The sequence below is a fragment of the Planctomicrobium limosum genome, from assembly GCF_051465645.1.
In the GTDB taxonomy this organism is placed as follows: Bacteria; Planctomycetota; Planctomycetia; order Planctomycetales; family Planctomycetaceae; genus Planctomicrobium.
Map to the genome: position 1 here is coordinate 3,051,264 of NZ_CP195790.1, position 20,760 is coordinate 3,072,023.

Annotated in this window: 17 protein-coding genes and 2 tRNA genes; 13 read left to right on the top strand and 6 right to left on the bottom strand. The window is 52.2% G+C overall.

Going from position 1 to position 20,760, the window contains the following annotated elements:
* Positions 1 to 73 precede the first annotated feature (73 nt).
* Both SH527x_RS11415 and SH527x_RS11420 read left to right on the top strand, forming a co-directional pair.
* Positions 74 to 682, top strand: a complete 609-nt coding sequence (locus tag SH527x_RS11415; RefSeq protein ID WP_437190808.1) for a DUF456 domain-containing protein — start codon at positions 74 to 76, stop codon at positions 680 to 682.
* A 53-nt stretch (positions 683 to 735) separates the two neighbouring features.
* A tRNA-Ile gene (locus SH527x_RS11420) sits at positions 736 to 809 on the top strand.
* 111 nt (positions 810 to 920) lie between these two features.
* Here SH527x_RS11420 and SH527x_RS11425 read toward each other — a convergent pair.
* A complete protein-coding gene (locus SH527x_RS11425) occupies positions 921 to 2,339 on the bottom strand; it encodes a DUF1254 domain-containing protein (RefSeq protein ID WP_437190809.1) in 1,419 nt (472 codons plus the stop codon).
* A gap of 534 nt (positions 2,340 to 2,873) precedes the next feature.
* Between SH527x_RS11425 and SH527x_RS11430 the strand changes: the two genes are divergently transcribed.
* Positions 2,874 to 3,947 carry a DUF1559 domain-containing protein gene (locus tag SH527x_RS11430; RefSeq protein ID WP_437190810.1) on the top strand — a complete coding sequence of 358 codons (1,074 nt, stop codon included), beginning with the start codon at positions 2,874 to 2,876 and terminating at the stop codon, positions 3,945 to 3,947.
* A gap of 241 nt (positions 3,948 to 4,188) precedes the next feature.
* Positions 4,189 to 4,650 carry a carboxypeptidase regulatory-like domain-containing protein gene (locus SH527x_RS11435; protein ID WP_437190811.1) on the top strand — a complete coding sequence of 154 codons (462 nt, stop codon included), beginning with the start codon at positions 4,189 to 4,191 and terminating at the stop codon, positions 4,648 to 4,650.
* A gap of 171 nt (positions 4,651 to 4,821) precedes the next feature.
* Here the strand turns inward: SH527x_RS11435 and SH527x_RS11440 are convergent.
* From SH527x_RS11440 to SH527x_RS11450, 3 genes are all read right to left on the bottom strand, one after another.
* Positions 4,822 to 4,903, bottom strand: a tRNA-Leu gene (locus SH527x_RS11440).
* Between the two features lie 117 nt (positions 4,904 to 5,020).
* Positions 5,021 to 5,983: an ROK family protein gene (locus SH527x_RS11445; protein ID WP_437190812.1), complete on the bottom strand. Its 963-nt coding sequence runs from the start codon at positions 5,981 to 5,983 to the stop codon at positions 5,021 to 5,023.
* The gene (locus SH527x_RS11450; protein ID WP_437190813.1) at positions 5,983 to 6,915 is read right to left on the bottom strand and encodes a sugar phosphate isomerase/epimerase family protein; all 933 of its coding nucleotides are present in this window, start codon (positions 6,913 to 6,915) and stop codon (positions 5,983 to 5,985) included. The genes SH527x_RS11445 and SH527x_RS11450 overlap by 1 nt, the downstream gene beginning before the upstream one ends.
* A gap of 479 nt (positions 6,916 to 7,394) precedes the next feature.
* Here SH527x_RS11450 and SH527x_RS11455 point away from each other — a divergent pair, with 479 nt between their 5' ends.
* The 7 genes from SH527x_RS11455 to SH527x_RS11485 all read left to right on the top strand — a co-directional run bounded on the left by SH527x_RS11455 (position 7,395) and on the right by SH527x_RS11485 (position 13,573).
* Complete coding sequence (locus SH527x_RS11455) at positions 7,395 to 7,868, top strand: 3-hydroxyacyl-ACP dehydratase FabZ family protein (protein ID WP_437190814.1); 474 nt, start codon at positions 7,395 to 7,397, stop codon at positions 7,866 to 7,868.
* A 148-nt stretch (positions 7,869 to 8,016) separates the two neighbouring features.
* A complete protein-coding gene (fabG, locus tag SH527x_RS11460; RefSeq protein ID WP_437190815.1) occupies positions 8,017 to 8,769 on the top strand; it encodes a 3-oxoacyl-[acyl-carrier-protein] reductase in 753 nt (250 codons plus the stop codon).
* Positions 8,770 to 9,355: 586 nt separating this feature from the next.
* Positions 9,356 to 9,739 (top strand): acyl carrier protein, encoded by a 384-nt coding sequence (locus tag SH527x_RS11465; RefSeq protein WP_437190816.1) that lies wholly within the window; start codon positions 9,356 to 9,358, stop codon positions 9,737 to 9,739.
* 393 nt (positions 9,740 to 10,132) lie between these two features.
* Positions 10,133 to 10,603 carry a 3-hydroxyacyl-ACP dehydratase FabZ family protein gene (locus SH527x_RS11470; RefSeq protein WP_437190817.1) on the top strand — a complete coding sequence of 157 codons (471 nt, stop codon included), beginning with the start codon at positions 10,133 to 10,135 and terminating at the stop codon, positions 10,601 to 10,603.
* A gap of 468 nt (positions 10,604 to 11,071) precedes the next feature.
* A complete protein-coding gene (locus SH527x_RS11475) occupies positions 11,072 to 11,542 on the top strand; it encodes a glycine cleavage system protein H (RefSeq protein WP_437190818.1) in 471 nt (156 codons plus the stop codon).
* 79 nt (positions 11,543 to 11,621) lie between these two features.
* Positions 11,622 to 12,641: an ATP-binding protein gene (locus SH527x_RS11480; RefSeq protein WP_437190819.1), complete on the top strand. Its 1,020-nt coding sequence runs from the start codon at positions 11,622 to 11,624 to the stop codon at positions 12,639 to 12,641.
* Between the two features lie 26 nt (positions 12,642 to 12,667).
* A complete protein-coding gene (locus tag SH527x_RS11485; RefSeq protein ID WP_437190820.1) occupies positions 12,668 to 13,573 on the top strand; it encodes a triphosphoribosyl-dephospho-CoA synthase in 906 nt (301 codons plus the stop codon).
* On the opposite strand, the gene SH527x_RS11490 is transcribed toward SH527x_RS11485, so the two are convergent.
* Both SH527x_RS11490 and SH527x_RS11495 read right to left on the bottom strand, forming a co-directional pair.
* Entirely contained in the window at positions 13,570 to 14,094 is a 525-nt protein-coding gene (locus SH527x_RS11490; RefSeq protein ID WP_437190821.1) for a hypothetical protein, read from the bottom strand. The genes SH527x_RS11485 and SH527x_RS11490 overlap by 4 nt on opposite strands.
* A gap of 140 nt (positions 14,095 to 14,234) precedes the next feature.
* Positions 14,235 to 15,554: a homoserine dehydrogenase gene (locus tag SH527x_RS11495; protein ID WP_437190822.1), complete on the bottom strand. Its 1,320-nt coding sequence runs from the start codon at positions 15,552 to 15,554 to the stop codon at positions 14,235 to 14,237.
* A 394-nt stretch (positions 15,555 to 15,948) separates the two neighbouring features.
* Between SH527x_RS11495 and SH527x_RS11500 the strand changes: the two genes are divergently transcribed.
* Together SH527x_RS11500 and SH527x_RS11505 are read left to right on the top strand one after the other, a co-directional pair.
* Entirely contained in the window at positions 15,949 to 17,208 is a 1,260-nt protein-coding gene (locus SH527x_RS11500; protein ID WP_437190823.1) for a metallophosphoesterase family protein, read from the top strand.
* The gene (locus tag SH527x_RS11505; protein ID WP_437190824.1) at positions 17,205 to 20,741 is read left to right on the top strand and encodes an AAA family ATPase; all 3,537 of its coding nucleotides are present in this window, start codon (positions 17,205 to 17,207) and stop codon (positions 20,739 to 20,741) included. The genes SH527x_RS11500 and SH527x_RS11505 overlap by 4 nt, the downstream gene beginning before the upstream one ends.
* Positions 20,742 to 20,760 lie beyond the last annotated feature (19 nt).

The window sequence follows — 20,760 nt, forward strand, 5'->3', positions numbered from 1 at the left end:
CTGCGTGAGACAGGGTTTGATTTCTACCGGACGCTTTTCCTCACTCAACAATCGACGGTGTGAATTCAACTGTGTGAATTGCCGCTCGATCAGCACTCCCCAGTTAATCTGGCAGGGATCACCGCCGATGGTTTACGTCTGGGCCACACTTCTGCTTCTGTGTAATTCCATTGCCTGGGGAACCAACTTCTTTGGTCTCCCCGGGAACTGGCTACTTCTGTTCTTCGCAGTCGTCTACAAAGTTGTTCTCCCAGTCGAGCTCCACCCGGCATTGAGCTGGAGCGGACTGGGACTACTTGTTGTCATGGCAGTCTTCGGAGAAATCTGGGAGTTCGCGTCAGGAGCGTTCGGAGCCTCACGACAAGGTGGAAGTCGACGCGGAATTCTCTACAGCATCTTTGGTTCGTTCATCGGCAGCGTGGGCGGAGCGTTAGTCGGAACCCTTTTCATGCCTCTGGTTGGCTCCTTGATTGGGGCTCTTGTCGGGGGAGCAGTAGGCGCCTTTGGAGGAGCTTATCTGGGGGAACATGGCCGCGCACAAGAGGAACGCATCAACATTGGAAAAGCTGCCATGATCGCCCGACTTTTCGGAACAGCAGGTAAGCTCGCCTGTGGGCTGGTCATGCTGATTGTCGTGACAGTTGACGCATATTCAGACTTCGGTTTGCGGAACGCTCCTTAACGTGTAAACTCCGCGACACGTTTTCCGCCTGAGTGGCACGATTCAGGCATTCAGGGGCTGTAGCTCAATCGGTTAGAGCAGCGGACTCATAATCCGTTGGTTCTCGGTTCAAGTCCGAGCAGCCCTACTCTCTTATCTCTTCACTGCCAAGAGGTTACAGCGTCAGCCCGAGCCTTGTCCCATCAGGTTCGACGACTGCTTATTACGCCAGATTTTGGCAGCGATCTTCGATTCGCAATCATGGGGCGACACGCTTCACACCCGGCAGTTTCCAACTTCCATTGAGTATCGATGGAGACGTTTCTTTGGGACCATACATTCGCAGCATTGCAATGAATGGACCTTTGGGAGCCGGTAGCCAGTTCGCCTCTTTTTCTTTGCCTGGCGACTCATTCTGAAAATAGAGTGTCAACGAACCATCATCGTTGTACTTCAGCTGATTCCTTGGTCCGACTGTGAACTTATTGAGGGAATTGGGAACAAACCACCACCCCTGGTCAATCTCGTACATCGTGATCGACCAGAATCCATTCACCGGCGGGGTCTCTCCTTTGGAGAATGTCAGCGTGTACTTGTACTCTCCGGTCAGCTTCTTCCCCTCACTGTCGACCTCCGTGTACGGGTAGACCGCGTCATTCTCTCGATTCGCAGGCCAGCCGAACGCAGCAACCACAGCTCGCTTGAGGTAGTCGGTTCCATACACTCCCAGACCTTTGGCGATAATCCATCCGTTCACCATCTCCCCCAGTGAATTTCTGCTCGACTGGATTTTCTCAAGGGCCGCTTTCGGAATGTCCTTCAACTTCGCCTGCACATCCGGAGACAGCTTCGACATCTCGAACGGCTTGCCAGGAACAAGACCAATTTTTGCCATCCGCGCGACGATCGGTGCGTCTGCTGGTGCTGGCGGTGCTGTCCTTCCCATCAGTTTTGCCATCAGGTTGAAGTACTGCTCCGTCTTCAGATCGAGAATCGCCATCTGTGGCTTCTCTGTCATGCTGAACCCGGGAGCAGGATCAACTGGGGGAACCTTGTAAATGAAGGGCTTGCCCCATGCTGATAGCGGAATCAATTTGTATTGAGCCTGAAGGGCATTGACTGCCTCGTAATCCTTCTCTGTCCCATCAGCATAAGTCCGACCAAGAATGACCATGTATCTCGTCCCAACGGGAATGTGTGTCATCCCGTCGGGGACTTCCCCCTTCCACCCCGGCCCGGTGATCAGGAAGTTCGTTGCCTTTCCTCCCTGAATTCGAGATCCCGGTGAATCGAACGCGGTCATCCAAAGGTCGACCATCTCAAATAAATAAAATCGCTTCCCCAAATCCGGGTGGCTGAACACCATTGGCTCTGCCAGATCGAGCCACGCCACCGAATAGAGCGTATCAGCATTCGGTGCAGAGACCCCACGATAGTCTGCTGGCGGATAGCGTTTGACATTCACGAACTGGCCCATCGGCCCGGTGAAACTGTCAGGCTTTGAGACATTCGACATTTGCACTCGTGTGACTTCTGTCGTCACCAGTGAATAGCCATAGATGTACGCGTCGAGTGCAATTTCGCGAGCCTCCTCTGCGCCCACCGCAGCCCGAGCGGATTCCACAGAAGCAAACATGAAGATTGCGATGGCTAAGAACGAAAGAAGACGAAGTCGCATGGAAGTGGCTTTCAATCGTCAGGAGTTCACACCGGGAAATCCCCACTTCCCCAGTATGCAATTCCGACCACGACCAATCCACAAAAATGCCAAAGCAATCAAGCATCCACAATTGAATCGTATACGACCAAAAAAGAAATGAATCCGATGCGACCTTTTACAGCTAAATCACAATTGTCCCAGCAATTTATAAGACGAAACTGAAAGTATGCAGCAACACGGCATGGTTGCCTAATCGCTCATGCCGCAATCGGACAATGCGTACCAGAACAAATGATGCCAATTAGCAACACATTCAACACAGACCATCACAACTTATATGGTCTCCCAATCAAAAAAGTTTGAAAAGAAATTTGATGTGAAGAAATGAAAACAGGTAAGATGGCACGTTAGATCACGTCACACTAATGTGAACTGGATTGCAGATTTCTCTGCATTTACTCCGATCATTATTCACAGCTGACTTTTCGCATTCTGTACTCCATTTCGTGCGATCTCTTTACTTCCTTTTTACTTTACTGTTAGGAGCAACTCGTGACGATTTCTGTACTTGATTCCCGCCGCCTTGAAAATGATTCAGCAAGGCCTGAAAAGACAATCCGGAATCCGAGGAAGCATCGGAATGGCTTCACTCTGATTGAACTTCTGGTCGTGATCGCGATCATCGCAATTCTGATTGCACTGCTGCTTCCGGCTGTGCAGCAAGCTCGAGAGGCCGCGAGAAGAAGCCAGTGCAAGAACAATCTCAAGCAGATTGGCTTGGCCCTTCACAATTACCATGACACATTCGGGGTATTCCCATACAGCACTTCAGCTGACGGCGCAATCACCTCTGGAACTGCAGCAGTTGGATATACCCTGAACCATAGAGGATGGATTGGCCTACTCCCTTATATGGAACAGTCTGCGCTGTTTAACAAATTCGATCCGCGAGTTCCGTCCGGATCGTACGTTCGCGGTTCCGCTACCCTCGTTCAACCAGAAGCAGTCATCATTTCCAGTGGCAATGCAGGTGTCGTCAGCAAGAGCATCTCAGCCTGGCTGTGCCCATCGGACAACGGCACACCTCTTTATACGAGCACCTCAGCGAGTTATGCAATTACCCCGACTGCAAACGCAGCTGGATACCCCGGCGCAAAAACAAGCTACGACTTCAATGTCGCCCGATACTCGGAGTCAGCCTCGATGTGGTCCACGATTGCTCCGGCAACCCGCCGCATGTTTGGCCCCTTTTCGTCCTGCAAGATCCGTGACCTGACGGACGGCTCGAGCAACACAGTCGCTGTCGCAGAGACAACGCTCGACATCAAAGACGGCATCACTGGAACTTGGGGATACTCCCACTGGGTCGGTGGGGGAGTTGATTTTGCCAACAGTCTCGGCTTAAACAACTTCGCAGACTGCTGTGCCTGGTCGACCCCAATCCCAAACACCAATATCTCGAAGACACAGTTGACCAGTTGGTCATTGGCAGGCAGCTTGCACACAGGCGGGCTACATGTTTTGCTCGGCGATGGATCCGTACGGTTTGTGAGCCAAAACATCGCTGCGGCAACACGACAGAACCTTTCCTACATTGGAGACGGCCAACCTATCGGCGAGTTCTAGAGCAATTTAGGAAGAGTGACGTTGTCTTTGCATCTCGGGTTCAGCGTCGTTCTCTTCTGAAGACGACTTCCAACTGAAGGCGTAGCTTCTCAGCTGTAACAAGCGAAGAGGAAAGGTCAGTGGTGAACGTCACTGGCCTCTTCACTTTCATTGCTACTTGAGAATCCAACTTCCCTGAGTCTGCTTGGCGAGACTTATTACTTGTTGAATCCCCCTAAATCATCGTCAAGGAACTGCCCTGATGAAATTGTCTTTACTTCTCATCCCGTTATTCGGGCTTTCATTGCTCTCCTCTGGTTGCGGAGGGAGTTCAGACGGACTAAAGCTTGAATTGGTTCCTGTCACAGGGACGGTCACTCTGGATAGCAAACCTCTGGCCGGTGCTTCCGTCATATTTACTCCACATGGTTCAGTTCAGGGGCTTCCCTCCTATGGAGTCACAGACTCCAATGGAAAGTATGATCTGAAGTACGGCAATAAAGAGAACGGAGCTCCTCTCGGAATGCACCGGGTAACTGTTTCGAAGTTTGCTCAGCGAGATGGTTCGCCATTTCCCGCCAATATGCCTCCAGAGGAAATGTCAGCTGCAGGGGTGGAACACGTTCCCCCCAGATACAGTAACTCTGAAGCCACTGAGCTTTACGCAGACATCCCTGCCGGGGGAAAGACTTTCGACTTCGAACTGAAGTCCAAAGGAAAATAAGGAGCGTCTGCCAAACACGATCGCAGCAGCGATCGCAGTGTTGAGTTCATTCGCACAGCGGAGCCAAAAACAAAGCCCCAAAAACGATGACGGCCTGAAAGCAGGGTTCTGCATTCAGGCCGTCATTTTTAATTTGAATTGAAAATCAACTCAGTTTGAAAATCAACTCAGTGCGAGAGACAGGAGTTGAACCTGCACACCTTTCGGTACTGGATCCTAAATCCAGCGCGTCTGCCAGTTTCGCCACTCTCGCAATTTAGACCACTTCGCCCAAACAGGACTTGCCCATTTCAGCGGCGTCTCCGAAGTATCTCGATGATCGCACCAACTTTCAAGCCGGGTTGCTCACAGAAAATGTTTTAGTTGTGCTTCATTCTGGAATCCCACGGCACGCCAGGGCGATCCCCCCCATCACGCCGGCCCTGACGTCCAATTGAGAAGTTTCGATGCGAATCTGTTCAACTGGAAACAATCGTCCCAATCGAGTGCGGATTTCGGATTTCACCTGATCAAGCAAGAGATCCCCCAACCGAGAAACTCCGCCGCCGATCACAATCAGCTCAGGATCGATCGTGACAACCACGTTGGCGATCCCAATCGCCAGATTCGAAGCAGCATGCAAGATTGCCTGACGGACAGCAGGGTCCTGGTCGGCGACCTCCCCCATGGCCTGCACTGTGACACGGCCGGGATCGCCTCCGACCCGATCTCTGAGAGCAGGAGCCATCCCCACCAGCATCAATCGGATTCCCTCAGAGGCGATTGCCGTTGCACTCGCGAACGTCTCCAGGCATCCATGATTTCCACACCCGCACAATGGCCCCGTCGGATCAATCGTCTGATGCCCAAGTTCGCCTGCCGCCCCCAATGGACCAAGACGTAACTTTCCATCAATGACAATCCCGCCACCAATGCCGGTTCCGATCGCCATGAAGACCATCGTCTGAACGTCTTGCCCCAGACCATAAATCAGCTCGCCATAGGTGGCCATGCGAACGTCGTTTAACAGACGGACATCGCATCCCACCAAGGGCGAGAGAATCTGAGTCACAGGAACATCGCGCCAATGCGACATGAGATTGGGGAGATACCTGGCAATTCCCTGTCGACTGTCGACCAGTCCCGGCAACCCCACTCCGACGGCACCGGGAACTCCGCCAACTTCACTGGAAATCGACTTCGCGTACTCTCCAATTTGTTTCAGGACAAGTTCAGGGCCGAGGTGGGACTCTGTCGCAATGCTCCCCTCACGCAGAATGATTCCATCTGCTCGAGCAACAGCAAATTTGACAGTCGTCCCTCCAACGTCAATGCCGACAAAAAGATCTGACATCAGGCTTTTGCCAACTCTGTACGAACACGTTCAAGGAGATCTTTTGTCTTGCGAATCCCTTCATACTCGCCGAGCTTGCCACCTTCGTATTCGATGCCGACGTACCCGTTGTAATTGTGTTCGAGCACAATCTTCATCATCTTGAGATAGTCAGTCTTCGTCTCGTTTCCTTTTTCATCGAAATCATGAGACTTGGCACTGACAGCCTTCGCGAATGGCATCAGCTCAGCGACGCCTTCGTAACGATCGTAGAACTCGCCATCCTTAATGCGGAAGTTGCCGAAATCTGGCAGCGTTCCACAATGTGGGTGGTCGACAGACTTCATCACTTCAGTCAGCCACTTTGCGTTTGATGAGAGTCCCCCGTGATTCTCGACGACGACATTGAGATTGAAGCCTTCGGCAATCTGAGTCAGTTTCGCCAACCCATCAGCAGCCAGTTTGACCTGCTCTTCCCAGGTGCCATCGCTCCCGGCATTCACGCGAATCGAATGACACCCAAGAAACGCGGCGGCTTCCAACCATTTCTTGTGGTTCTCAACTGTTTGAGCCCGCTTTGCTTCATCCGGATCGCCAATCTTCCCTTCGCCGTCGACCATGATCAACAAACTGCGGACACCATAATCCGCTGCCCGTTTTTTCATGTCGGTCAGGTATTCGGTGTTTTTAGCTTTGTCCTTGAAGAACTGATTCACATATTCAATGGCGTCAATTCCAAAGTCTTCCTTCGCAGCCTTAGCGAAGTCGAGGTGATCCAGCTTGCGATCCGTTCGGCCAAAGAGCGTTCGGTGCAGCGACCATTCAGCAAGAGAGATCTTGTATAAAGGATTCGGCTTCGCGGCCAAAACGGCTTTCTGCCCAAACATCATGGCAGCCGCACCAGCAACACCTGCTCCCAGAAACTGGCGGCGACTGAGATTGAGAAATTCCATTGCAGTATCTCTTTCAGATTGATGAGCGTCAAAAGCGATGAAGGTGACCAATTGGACTTGTCGATCAAATCTTCCGGTTCCGAATTCACCTTCGTCCATCTTTTCAAGAAAGTCAATTCTTATCGATTGGAATGGCTGGCAAAACAGTCGCATATGACAGGAAGTTTTCCGAAAGCGGTGGATGAAGCAGAAATCGCCGAAAACGTCACCGACCATTCGCTTCCGAAAGGACGGGTTGTCACCTCAGATTCCCTCCCCTATATTGCGGGTCGATGCAAACAGGTTTTTTGCGCGCGTCTGACGCCTGAAACCAAAGCCTGATTGCACAAAAAAAGAACATAACTCTCTTCCGATTCAGGATTTCCAATCTGAAATCCTCGCAGAGAGCGACTCGATATCTCCGGCAGTCCAGACTGCGAAAATCTCGCCATGCAATCCATCAGGATGCGATGGCGAGACACACTCGAAACGGTTTTACCATGCGTTTCTCACTGATTGATCAAATTACAGAGTTGCAGTCGGGCGAATCGATTCAAGCCATCAAAAACCTGTCTCTTGCAGAAGAGTACCTGCAGGATCACTTCCCTGGCTTTCCGATTATGCCCGGAGTGTTGATGGTCGAAGCAATGGTTCAGACTTCGGCCTGGTTGATGCGGGCCAGCGAAGAGTTCCGATTCAGCACGGTGGTTTTAAAGGAAGCCAAGGCTGTGAAGTTCAACAGCTTTGTCTCCCCAGGCCAGACCCTGCGGCTCACCTCGACTGTTCAGAAAAAAGACGACCGATTCTGGACCTTCAAAGCGACAGGGGAACTCGGAGATAAATCCGCTGTCAGTGCCAAGTTGATTCTGGAACAATATAACGTGGCCGACACGTTCTCGATGCCAGCCAAAACGGATGCCGATCAGATCAATGCCATGAAAGATCTGTTTGCCGTCCTGACAGCAAAGCGCTAATGACAGGCAATCGAACACAAAGATCCTGTCAAGAATTCGCCTAAAACTCTGAATCAAACATTCAGTCGACAACACAATTTGTCGATTTTCGTCCGAACGATCCGTTCAGTCGGAAATCGATTCTGAAAATATCATCTGGAGAATTCACATGAGTCTGAATGGACGCATCGCACTGGTCACCGGCGGAAGTCGCGGTATCGGCAAATCGGTTGTAGAAACACTGGCCGCCCGCGGTGCCAAAGTCGCTTTCGTCTATCGCTCCAGCAAAGAATCTGCAGACAAACTCGTCGCAGAACTGGCCGAAAAGGGTTATGAAACCATCGGTATCCAAGGCGACGTTGCGAATAAAGCAGACGCTGATCGCGCCGTTGCTGAAGTCATCGAAAAATGGGGCCGCCTCGATATTCTCGTCAACAATGCCGGGATCATCAAAGATGGCCTGCTGGCAATCATGGACGAAGATGCCTGGTCTTCTGTGATCAACACAAACCTCGGCAGCGTCTACAACTTCTGTCAAGCATCAATGCGACAGATGATGTCACAGCGTTACGGTCGCATCATCAATATGTCGAGCGTCGCTGCTGAATTCGGAAATCAAGGTCAGGTCAACTACGCTGCGAGCAAGGGCGGGATTCAGGGTTTGACCCGCTGCCTCGCAACCGAAATCGGTCGCCGCAACATTACGGTGAACGCTGTTGCTCCAGGTTTCATTGAAACCGACATGACAGAAGCAGTTCGAAACGCTGCTGGTGGAGAGCTTTCAAAGCAGATTCCACTGAAACGACTTGGGAAACCAGCAGATATTGCAAACGCAGTCGCGTTTCTCGCAAGCGAAGACGCATCATACATCACCGGTCATGTACTGGTGGTCGATGGCGGTCTGACCCTCGGCGGATTCTAGGCCAACTGGTTGATCCTGTGCCCGCGAATCAGACATTCCACATAATGGAATTCTGTCCAGCATCAGGTAAACCGGTAGCAAAATGAGACGGTCACTATTTGGTCAGTCAGTTTACTTTGTTCTCCCCAGGCCGTGGGGAACTCAAATCGAAACTGGCTGATCGAACTCGAAGCAATGACTCTGGCGCGTGCAACATGCATCAACAATGACCACGACATTGCCCACTTTCTCGCTCATTGTAGCGATTAGGCAATTCAGGTTTGCCAGAGTTTCTGCTACGTTTCAATTCAGTTGTCTATCATCACACCCGTCACAGCCGATAACATCGTTTGGCGGTAGCACCTTCAGGGACTAAAACTCTCTTAAGAATTCATCGAAGCCAAATAGGTCAATTGGTTGAGATGGGTGTGAACGCCGGCCTTCTATCCGTTACTGGATGGAAGCCAAATTGGTGTCGCCGGTGATACAAGAATGAAATCGTGAAGTCGCTCACTGTCTTTCACGAACAGGAATTTGGTTGGGGTTCGACGGTGAGTTTCGCCTGAGTAAACGGTCACTTAGGCATCAACCACGGAGTTAAAGCGAAATGCCGAGTCAAGCTGAGATCTTTGATAGTGTCCGCGAAGTGCTTGTGGACGCACTGGGTGTAGACGATGATGAAGTGACCCCGGAAGCCACTCTGATTGGCGACCTGGGTGCAGAATCCATCGATTTTCTGGACATTGTTTTCCGTCTGGAAAAGGCCTTCGACATCAAGATCCCTCGCGGCGAACTGTTTCCAGAAAACCTGACTGCTGCTGATTCAGGATTTATCCTGGACGGCAAAGTCACCGAAGCTGGTCTGAACGAACTGCGCACACGGATGCCACACGCTGACGTCAGCAAACTGGCAGCAAATCCAAAGGTCGAAAACATTTCCGACCTGTTCACAGTCGACATGATCTGCAAGTTCGTCGGAGCTCGCATCTAAGCAGTGAACACGATGCTGTGGTAACACACATCGCTTGTTCGTAATTGATGCAGTCGTGCAGTGACACTGTCAATGTCAGGAATCAGTTTCGGCTTCCAGCGAGCTGGACGTTCGATCTCCCCTGAAACCTGACATCACATGTCTCCCTCCAGAAATGGCGGGACGACTGCAAAACTGCGATAAAATCGGTACAGCGCAGAGCCGCACAGATTCTGTGCGGCTGCGTTTGTCTGAAATGGATTCCAAAACGGAATTCATTCAGAAATCATCGAAATTCAAGCAGCAATCTCCGGTTACCGTTGTATGAACACGACAATGGACTGGAAGATCAGAAGATGAACTGTGGTGGCAGTCTTTCGAATCGCCACGGTCCGGAAATCTTTGGGGGAATACATGCGCTGGTTTTGGATTGATCGTTTTCTTGAATTCCAAAGCGGTCAAATGGCCAAGTCAGTGAAGAACGTTTCACTGTCTGAAGAGCATATGCATGACCACTTCCCCAGCTTTCCAATCATGCCTTGTTCGCTGATCATGGAAGGCATGGCTCAGACTGGCGGAATCCTCCTCGGGGAAGCACACCAGTTCAAGTTCCTGGTCTTTCTGGCAAAGGTGCCGAAGTTCACTTCTCACCGTGCTGCCCGTCCCGGCGATCAGCTGATCTACACCGCAACCCTCATCGACAATCGCGATGAAGGGGGAATGACCAACGTGACGGCCCACTGCGGTGAAGAACTCGTCGCAGAAGCGGAAATCGTCTTTGCATTTCTGGCTCAGGACGACGAGTCGATTCCAATCAGTGCTCGCCAGAATAATGTCGTCGAGTCTGGTCTCGCAACGATGCTGGCTGGGATCAAGAAGAGCTAAAGCTGCTCCGGAAGCGACATCGCGTTTCTGGTACGCGGAACTGAGCTTTTCGCCGACAGAGAAGGCCGCTGCGCAGCGACATGCAAAGCGGTCCGTTCCTGGTGATACGACCACGCTGTTTTGAAAGATTTCTGAGCAGTTGTTCTTCGACCAACGCGCCTGATCCCGCTGGATCGAGCCTGAATCCGGTATCGATCTGGTGACTATCAGAAACTGTCGGAATCAGCGTACAATAGCCGTCTTTAACTTCCGAATTTCCCTCGAGATTCAACTGGAATGTCACATTCCAGACGTCTGGAGGCAGATCCGAAATTCTGAATAATTCATTCGGTTTCAGCCACAGTAGAACTGCTGACTCCTCTCGTTTCGACACGACCATGCAATCATTCACTGATGCGCATAGGTGGCTGCCGATACGAGAGTCTCAAAAGACAGCCGTAATACTGGCAAATATGCTTCGAGAATTGCATGGCTTCTTCACCTGCTGATGACTGCCTCGTGTTCATGATGGGGGAATTCAAAGCGCGAATCCCTAAGGACCGGCAGTATGCTCGCAATCATCATTGGGTGCAGGAAGGCCCAGGCGGGTTCCGAGTCGGCCTGACTGCATTTTCAGTGCGGCTGCTTCAGGATATCTACTTTCTGGACTGGACGATCGATCCGAATACACCTGTCAAACTGAAACAGGAAATCGGTCAGATTGAGAGTTCTAAAGCGGTTTCCAGCATGTTTCCACCTGCCGACGGACGCATCGTCGACTTCAACACTTTCCTGCTGGACGACCCAAGCACCATCAACTCGGATGGATATGGGCTGGGCTGGCTGTATAATTTCGAAACCGATGCAGGATTCATGTCCCCGGAACAATACGTTGAATTCCTGGGAACCAAATGGGACGAGACACAACGGATGATTAAAGGGCAGATCAACGAAGGTTAAACGTTGGTCATTCGCTGCCGCCAATCGCCAGAAGCAGCTCGGTCCCCGTCAGGTCGAAACCGTCTGAAGCACTGTTGCTATGGCATCCAAGAAACTGACCGTCGTGATCTCGCAGGGGCAAAGCAAGAACCCTGCGCAACGACGTATTGAAGAAGAGATTGCTTTCCAGCTGCTCACGGCTGGTAACGTCGAAGTTTCTCTCGTCCCGCACCTGTATGACATGTCAGCAGACCATACTGGCCTGCTCTTTCTCAAGAATCTGCCAGGGGACATTGTTGTCCTGTCATGGCTCTACCCGCGCGCTGCACGCTGGGTTCTTGATCGACAAGGGGTCAGAGGGCAAGAAGGATTCACACTTCTGACCGAGGAAAACGAAGAAGAGGAACTGGACGAGGAAATAAACGCAGAGGCCATCGGTGCGGTCGATGTCCCAGACCGGTTCATCTATGTGATCGACCTGCGACTCCATAACGATTCGGCTCCTTTCGTCGATGAGATCAAACGGATTGCGGATTCCAATGCAACGGAAGTGGTTTCGCTGACCTCATGGATTCAGGGGAAGCCCAACGCGGACCAGTTGCAGCGATATCTCGCTCCACAACCGACACAGGGGCTTGTCACACTCCCTTCTCCGCAAGATGACGCTCCTCCCAAGCGTCGGTGGTACCCGGTCATTGACTACAGCCGGTGCACCAATTGCATGGAGTGTATCGACTTCTGCCTGTTTGGAGTCTATGGCATTGACACCATGGATCGAATTCTGGTTGAAGTTCAGGACAACTGCAAAAAGGGATGCCCGGCCTGCAGTCGAGTCTGCCCGGCGAATGCCATCATTTTCCCGCAACACAAGACACCTGCCATTGCTGGTGCTGACGGAGAAATTGCAGGGCTGAAAATCGACCTGACAGCACTCTTCGGTGGAAGCGGAAAAAGTGCTCTCGAACTGGCTGCCGCTGAACGTGACACAGAACTCGTCCGCGATGGTCGGGAGGCCGTCGGTTTGAAAGTCGGCATTCCCAAACGACAAGCTGGGACCAAGAAGAAAGTTCGCGACGAGCTCGACGACCTGATGGACAGTTTCGACGCATTACAGTTCTGAGCCCACACGAAGAAGGCCGCCTCCCCATGGAGCTTTCCTGCCGTTCTCTGATAAGCCAGAACGGCCTTGCAGGTCAAATTCAAGCCGCCTGCATTCTGGAATGCTCTGCTCGCAAGCCCGGTAACGTCCACCCGAGCGCCTCGTTTTCAGACGTCAGTTATCTCGACTTTGTGCGCTCTGCCGAGGCCATTGCTCCCATTCTTGCAAGTGCGTCGCAGACCAGCATCGGTCAGTCCATTCGAGACGCGGTCGTGGCAACCCAACAGGCGGTAGGCAGCAATACGAACTTGGGAATGATTCTCCTTCTGGCTCCTTTGGCCGCGATCCCGGATCAAGTTCGCACCAAAGACGGAATCGCCCGAGTACTGGCTCAGCTCGATTCGAACGATGCCAATCTGGTCTATTCCGCGATCAGCCTCGCCAAGCCGGGTGGACTCGGAACCGTGCAGGAGGAAGACGTCTCTGCTCCTCCAGCAATCTCGCTGATCGAAGCCATGAGACTGGCCTCAGATCGGGATCTCGTCGCTCGGCAATACGCCAATCAGTTCAACGATGTCCTTGGATTTGGTCGGAATTCATTTCTCAACGCGATCGATGCCGGTCACGATTGGGAGACGGCCATCATCACAACGCAACTCCACCTGATGGCCGCGTTCCCGGATTCACTGATTGGCAGAAAATGCGGCGAAGCGATCGCACTTGAATCACAGCGACAGGCGGAATTACTGATTCATTCGACCTGGGATGGAACAGTCACTTGCCCCCATCTTGCAGAGTTCGACGTCTGGCTTCGATCTGACCGAAATCGAAGGAATCCCGGGACGACAGCCGATCTCATTGCGGCCATTCTCTTCGCAGTACTCCGGGACAATGAATGGACGCCTCCGGACAAACTGAGCACAGAGATACTGAGCTTTCGAAGTCCGAACTAAACCTCACGGGCCTGAATCACAGCCTGAGCCTGAACAACCTGAGCATGCGCCGTTTGGGTTTCAAGAATCAAACGACGGACACGTTCCGGTCGCACGGCAGCCGAAATCACAAGCAGTGTCTTTCCATCACGGTGCTTCAATACGACATCGCCAACCTGATGGAATTGATAGCCCGGCCGCTCCTGAATTGTGATGGAGTGAATGTCGGCGATACGCACTTCTCCGATTCGTTTTGCCCCGACAATCTTTCTTGTTGAGACGCAACGATTCGTGATGACGTAATAGTTCCCAATCAGTTTCCCGGTGGAATACACCATCAAAGAGACAGGAGCAAGCAGCACTCCAAGCAGGAACTGGCAGGTCACTCGCACCCAGGAATTGGAAATGGAGGCTGGCTTCTGCATCAGCACCCCAATCACTCGGCCAGGCGCTAATGCCGCCAGCGAAGGATAGACTGACTCCAGCTCGGTCTCCCGCTCGATTGAAACACCGGCAATGGGTTGAGCAACGACCGAGTTCATGAGTCCAGATCCTCTTCAATTCAAATTCCGTCGAAGCACTAGACCGTATCGGTCTATCATGTGGCCGCGCAGCAGCCTTCTCGATAGGAGAAAATCTGAATGCCGCGTGCCTGTCACGCGACACCATTTCAAGAACCGCTCTAGTCTGCAACAGGAAGGCAAAGCCATGGTGTGATGACAGTCGGAAGCTGATCGAGCCGCTGACGAGCCGCACGAACCGCACCTTCCGTCGTCTGGTGCGTCATGAACACCAACGGGACGATCGGATACTTCCCGGATTCGCCTGGCTCTTCTGCTTCTTTCTGAATGACAGACGCCAGACTGATCCCGTTCACTCCAAGGATCTCTGCAATCTCTGCGATCACTCGCGGGCGGTCTTCCACCAGAAAACGCATATAGTACCGACGGCAAATCTCTTCTGGCTTCTGCAATGGGACGGCATCGGCCCGTTCCGACAAGGTCAACCGGTCGAACGTGAGTTGGCCTCGACCAACTGCAATATCAACCAGATCCGCGATCACCGCAGACGCAGTCGCCATCTGACCAGCTCCCATCGCCGAGAACCACGCTTTCCCAACCGCGTCGCCCGTCAACTCGACCATGTTATACGGGCCGTTCACCTGAGCGAGTGGACGACGATGTCGAATCAATGTTGGCTGAGTATGCAATTCAAGTTTGCCATCAACCAGCTTGGCAGTTGCCAGCAGCTTGACAGCATACCCCAGTTCATCGGCGAACTTGAGGTCCATGAGACTCAGCTCATCGATCCCCTGCACCGGGAACTGATCGGGTGTGACTCGCTTACCGAACGCGAGCAATGTCAGCAGTCCAAGCTTCTGGGCCGCGTCGATCCCTTTCACATCCATTGAAGGATCAGCTTCGGCGTATCCCAATCGCTGTGCTTCAGCAACCGCATCTGCATACGATGCATTCTCCAGGAACATTCTGGTGAGAATGAAGTTACTTGTTCCGTTCACAATTGCGGCGAGGGAAGTGATCTGATTCCCTGTCATCGCCTGCCCGATGGCTGCAATGACGGGACAGCCTCCGGCCACAGCCGCTTCAAACAGAATCGCACATCCGTTTTTGCGGGCCAGCGAGAACAGTTCATCGCCGTGTGTACACAGCAACGCCTTGTTCGCAGTAACAACATGCTTGCCGGCATTCAGCGCCGCAGTGAAATACTTTCTGGCGGGATCAACTCCCCCCATCAGTTCTACAACAACATCGACGTCGTCTGCCTGCACGACTTCCATCGGGTCGGTGACCAGCGTGACACTTGGCGGCAGAAAGTCGCGAGTCTTACCGAGATCGCGAACGGCAACTCTGGTGATCTGAATCGGGCGGCCTGCACGCTGAGCAGTTCGTTCGGCGTGTTCGCAAAGGATGCGTGCAACACCTGTCCCAACGGTGCCCAATCCAATCATGCCGATTCGTAGTGGCTCAGTCTTCGTCGTCATGCGGCGGTCTATCGTTACTCGGCCAAATCATCTGGAAATGAAGGTCTGAAGCGAACTGCTCACAAATCTTCCGAATTCTCGTCCCGGAGCATATCGTCTCGACACGCCCTAAGGGAGTGTTACACGGGTAGTTTGGAGTGAACTGCTTCATTCAAACTGGTTCGTACTCCCAGGCGATATGATCGGTCGGGAAAATTTCAATCGACGGGAGAGTTGACACAATACATCTGTTCAGGTGCAATACCTTCACGACGATGAATCGACACGCTGATCTCTACTGCTGGTTCAGCCCTGAATCCTGATTTTCGCTGGTTCTTTTCAGCGATCGTCCTGAATATGTCGCTGCCGTTTGATGTGATCGTCAGAAGCCTCCAGAAGGAAATGAACAGAACCTGTGTTCAAGTTTATCCATGCTGCTGATATCCATCTCGACAGCCCATTAAGGGGACTGGAGAAGTACGAAGGAGCTCCGGTTGATACGGTTCGACAGGCGAGTCGCAGAGCGTTGGAAAATCTGGTGCAACTTGCATTGGACGAGCAAGTTGCGTTCGTGCTGATTTCCGGCGACCTCTATGACGGTAACTGGAACGATTTCAGCACAGGCCTGTTCTTTCAGACACAGGTTGCGAAGCTGAGAGACGCTGGGATCCGTTTATTCCTGATTGCCGGGAATCATGATGCCGCGAACAGAATGACGAAATCGTTGAACCTGCCACCAGACATGGTGAAAATGTTCTCGCCGAAAGAGCCAGAGACCGTCACCATCGATTCCCTCGGCGTCGCGATTCACGGACAAAGTTTCGCAACGCAGGCGGTCAAAGATGACCTTTCCCGAAACTACCCTCGGGCAATTTCTGGTCTGTTCAATGTTGGGATGCTTCACACCTGCGCTACGGGTCGCGAGGGGCATGAGGCGTACGCTCCCTGCACGATCGGTGGGTTAAAGCAGAAGGAGTACCAGTACTGGGCACTGGGACACGTTCACAATCGAGAAGTACTGGACACCGAATCGAACATTGTTTTCCCAGGAAATCTACAAGGGCGCAACATTCGCGAGTCGGGAGCGAAAGGATGTTATCTGGTCACTGTTCAGGATGATCAGAGTTGCACACTCGACTTCCGCCCAACAGATGTCATGCGATGGGAAGTCGCCAACGTCGACGTCTCCTCAGCAACGTCCGCAGACGATGTCCTGCAACTGGTCTCCTCGGCATTGAATCAGCAGCTGAAGCAGACTCCTGATCACCCATTGGCAGTTCGGGTGGAATTAAGGGGCGAACTTTCGATTCATCAGCAGCTGATGGCAGAGTCGACCCGCTGGACGAACGAAATCCGGTCTTTGGGGATCAACGCAGAACAGGATCGGATCTGGATTGAGAAGGTCAAGATCCGGACTTCTGAACCGACTCTGGCCAGACAGCTCACAACCAGTCTTGATGGTCCGTTAGGGGAGCTGACATCGCTGATCGACGACGCGCAAGCGAATCCATCGCTCCTGCAAGACTGGGGATGTGATTTGAAGTGGATTCGCAGCAAGCTTCCACAACAGGTTCAGGATGAAATACCAGTCGACGACGCAGAGTGGTTGTCAGCCATGATCGACGAAGCCAAGGCGATGTTACTCGAAGATTTGCGAGGAGGCAGTCAACAATGACAATTCTCAGACTGCACCTGAAAGCCTACGGCCCTTTCACTGATCGCAAGATCGAATTCCCTTCCACATCGACAGGGCTCCACATCATCCATGGCCCCAACGAAGCCGGGAAAACATCTGCTTTGAGAGCGATCCACGCTGCGCTCTATGGCATTCCGACGGAGTCGAAAAACAAAGATCAGTTCGCGCATGCATTCTCGGCGCTGCGAGTCGGAGCCAGACTGACCCATCGCAACAATTCAGAAGTGGATTTCCTGCGACGCCCCGGCAGAAGTAAATCGTTACGCGACCATAACGACGACAAGGCTCTGGCCGATGACTCGCTGTCGACGTTTCTCGGCAATGTCGATGGAGACATGTTCCAATCGATGTTCGGGATCGATCACGACCGCCTTCGTCAGGGCGGTGCCGAGATGGAGAAAGGCGAAGGCAAGCTCGGGGAAATCCTCTTCACTGCCGGAGGGGTCGCAGAACTCCGTCAGTTTCAGGGAAACCTCGACTCCAAAGCAGACGAACTGCTCACCAAGAAAGGACAAGGCGGAGCACTCGCCAAGGCATCCAAAGACTTGACCGCAGCGAGAAAGAAGCTCACAGAACTCCAGTTGGCAGTCACGAACTGGAAAGAGCATCACGACGAATTCGAACGACTAACTGAAGAAAGAAAAACACTGGATGAGCAGGCAAGAACAACTTCCAATGAGCTGAGCCGCCTGAAGCGGTTGAACGCCGCCACTCATTCATTTGCTCCGTGGAAACGCGAAACCGCCGCATTGAACGAACTCCAGCACGTCACCTTGCTGCCAGACGATTTCAAAGAGCGACGCATTCAGACACAGTCCACATTGCGCCAATCTCAAACGACTCGGGATGATGCGAAAGGACGCATTGAGACCATTCAAAAGGAGCTTGGTGAACTCGTTGTTCCGACTGATCTGCTGAAGGAAGAGAGTGCCATTGAGGCATTGTCACGTCGTCTGGGAAGCGATCAGAAAGCAACAGCGGACCGTATTAAACTTGTTGCCGACTTAAGCACTGCCAGAAAGAATGCGGAACGGCTTTTGGCCGAGTTGGGAAGAGATCCGAATCTGGATGCAATTTCTGAATTACAGATTCCTGAAAACAAACGAGTCGGCATCCGCGATCTGGGATCGAAATACCAAGGCCTCTTCGACAAGGTTCAATCAACGACGGCGCATCGTGACAAACTCAAAGTGACTGTCACGGATCTTCAAACCAAGTTGACGAACTCAACTCAGGTGAGTGCCCCGACTCAGTTGCAACATGCATTGAATGTGGCACGTTCGACGAAAGACGCCCCAGCACAACTTGAAGCACTTGATCAATCGATTGATGCTCTGAAGCACGAAATCGATCAGCAGGTCAAATGTCTCGCGTTCTGGTCTGGAACGCTAGAGCAACTCAAAGAGATTGCCCCGCCGTCTGATGAGACAATCGAACTCTTCGACGAGCGGTTTCGTAATGCCACCGCAACACTCGAATTGCATCGAGACCAGCATTCCCAGCTTCAGAAGGATGCAGACGACCTGACACAACGGATCATTGATATTGAAAAAGGGCAAGTCGTCTCAACAGAAGAAGACCTGAATCGAGCCAGATCCGACCGTAACCGTGGATGGCAACTGCTGATCCAACATGGCCTCGAAGCCACAGCCAACGTCGCTTCAGAAGTCGCAGAGTATCTCTCTGCAACACCTCATACGTTAACGCTCAGGGAAGCATTCTTCACGAAAGTGACACATGCTGATGCTCTGGCCGACACCATGCGACGAGACGCCGATCGCGTAGCAAACAAGTCGCAGCTTCAATCGAATCATGCCGAGAAGCTGAAGCAACTCACTCAAGTCAATTCAAAAGTTTCTGACGCCGCACAGGCCTCTGGCGAATTACTTACGGAATGGCAAAAACTCTGGGACCAACATGGAGTCACAGCAGGGACACCACGGGAGATGAAATCCTGGCGTCGAAGCTACCTGCAGATTCTGGAGAATGTCACAGTACATCGGAACGCAACACAGTCTCGTACAAGCCTGCAAACGCGACTGGGCGAAGCGATCGAATTGCTGATGACTTCCCTGCAGCAGCTTGTAGACCATCAAATCGCCAGCGATTCTCCATTCTCCAGTATTCTTGCCGAGGCAGAGAATCAGCTGGAAAGATTGACGAAGCAGGAGCGAAATCGCGAACTCTGGCAACAACAGCTCGACGAGAGCACTAAGGCGTTGAAAGAAGCGGAGATCGACTGGCAACAGGCCACCGACAATCTTCACGCATGGGAGCAGAGCTGGAAGGTTGAGATGCAGAGTCTGGGTCTCGACGGCCAGGCTCATATCCAGCAGGCAAACTCTGTTCTCGAAACGCTGACCAACTTGTCCCAGCGTGCAACAGAAATCGAAGACTACAAACTGCGTATCCAAGGAATCGATGAGGATTCAGCCGCATTGGCGAACGAAGTTCTTCTCGTTACAAAGCGACTTGATCAGATCGCAATCGACAAGGATTCGCCAGAGCAGATCATCGACGCGTTGAAACTTGAACTCAAACTCGCGAAAGAGAAAGACACTCAACGCCAGACTCTCTCAAGACAGCTGGCAGAACAAACTGAACGATTCGACTCGGCAGAGATCACCATCAAGACCTGCCAAACAGAGATGGAAACACTCCTCCAACTGGCAGGCTGCAGTTCAGAGTCAGCGCTCCCGGAATTGGAAAAGCAGTCTGCTCGTCGTATTGAGTTGGAGCGCAGCGTCTCTCAACTTCAAAATCAGTTACTTGCACAAGCCGGCCAGTCGACCCTTGAAGAATTTGTCGCTGAACTGAATGAAATTCATCCTGATGAACTCCCTGCCCAGATTGATCAGCTGCAACAGGACTCTGATCGATATTCAGAGGAGCGTGAGCAACTGATCAAGAAGACCCTGACGGAACAGTTGACGCTCAAGAGCATGAACGGGAGTGCCGCAGCAGCGGAGCAACTCGAAGATTGTGAAGCGATGGTCGCCAAGCTCTCGGAACAAGCCAGAGAGTTGATGGTTCTTCGAATCGCAGGCGCTCTGTTGCAGGCAGGGATGGACCGGTATCGAGAAAAGAGTCAGGGGCCGATTCTTGATCGTGCAAGTCAATTGTTTGCCACGCTGACTGTCAATTCGTTTCGAATGTTGAAGACCGATTACAACACCGAAGGACAGCCAATTCTGGTTGGAATCCGAGGGAACAACGATCAGGTCATTCACGTTGAGTCAATGAGCGAAGGCACACGAGATCAGTTGTATCTGGCACTGAGAATTGCCAGTCTGGAGCATTGGCTCGATCAAAATGATCCGATCCCGTTTATCGTGGATGACATCCTGTTGACCTTCGATGACGAACGAGCTGTCGCCGCATTGAAAGTGCTGTCAGACCTCTCACGCCGGACGCAGGTTTTGTTCTTCACCCATCACCAGCATCTGGTCGATCTGGCCGAAAAACATCTTGCGAAAGAGAATCTTCATGTCCATTACCTGCAACAGGCATAGCATCGTGAATCGTCAGCGT

Coding starts and splice junctions, on each gene's coding strand:
- SH527x_RS11425 (WP_437190809.1), bottom strand. CDS start 2,339: ATGCGACTTCGTCTTCTTTCGTTCTTAGCCATCGCAATCTTCATGTTT.
- SH527x_RS11465 (WP_437190816.1), top strand. CDS start 9,356: ATGCCGAGTCAAGCTGAGATCTTTGATAGTGTCCGCGAAGTGCTTGTG.
- SH527x_RS11485 (WP_437190820.1), top strand. CDS start 12,668: ATGGAGCTTTCCTGCCGTTCTCTGATAAGCCAGAACGGCCTTGCAGGT.
- SH527x_RS11505 (WP_437190824.1), top strand. CDS start 17,205: ATGACAATTCTCAGACTGCACCTGAAAGCCTACGGCCCTTTCACTGAT.
- SH527x_RS11495 (WP_437190822.1), bottom strand. CDS start 15,554: ATGACGACGAAGACTGAGCCACTACGAATCGGCATGATTGGATTGGGC.
- fabG (WP_437190815.1), top strand. CDS start 8,017: ATGAGTCTGAATGGACGCATCGCACTGGTCACCGGCGGAAGTCGCGGT.
- SH527x_RS11470 (WP_437190817.1), top strand. CDS start 10,133: ATGCGCTGGTTTTGGATTGATCGTTTTCTTGAATTCCAAAGCGGTCAA.
- SH527x_RS11445 (WP_437190812.1), bottom strand. CDS start 5,983: ATGTCAGATCTTTTTGTCGGCATTGACGTTGGAGGGACGACTGTCAAA.
- SH527x_RS11480 (WP_437190819.1), top strand. CDS start 11,622: ATGGCATCCAAGAAACTGACCGTCGTGATCTCGCAGGGGCAAAGCAAG.
- SH527x_RS11450 (WP_437190813.1), bottom strand. CDS start 6,915: ATGGAATTTCTCAATCTCAGTCGCCGCCAGTTTCTGGGAGCAGGTGTT.
- SH527x_RS11435 (WP_437190811.1), top strand. CDS start 4,189: ATGAAATTGTCTTTACTTCTCATCCCGTTATTCGGGCTTTCATTGCTC.
- SH527x_RS11455 (WP_437190814.1), top strand. CDS start 7,395: ATGCGTTTCTCACTGATTGATCAAATTACAGAGTTGCAGTCGGGCGAA.
- SH527x_RS11475 (WP_437190818.1), top strand. CDS start 11,072: ATGGCTTCTTCACCTGCTGATGACTGCCTCGTGTTCATGATGGGGGAA.
- SH527x_RS11490 (WP_437190821.1), bottom strand. CDS start 14,094: ATGAACTCGGTCGTTGCTCAACCCATTGCCGGTGTTTCAATCGAGCGG.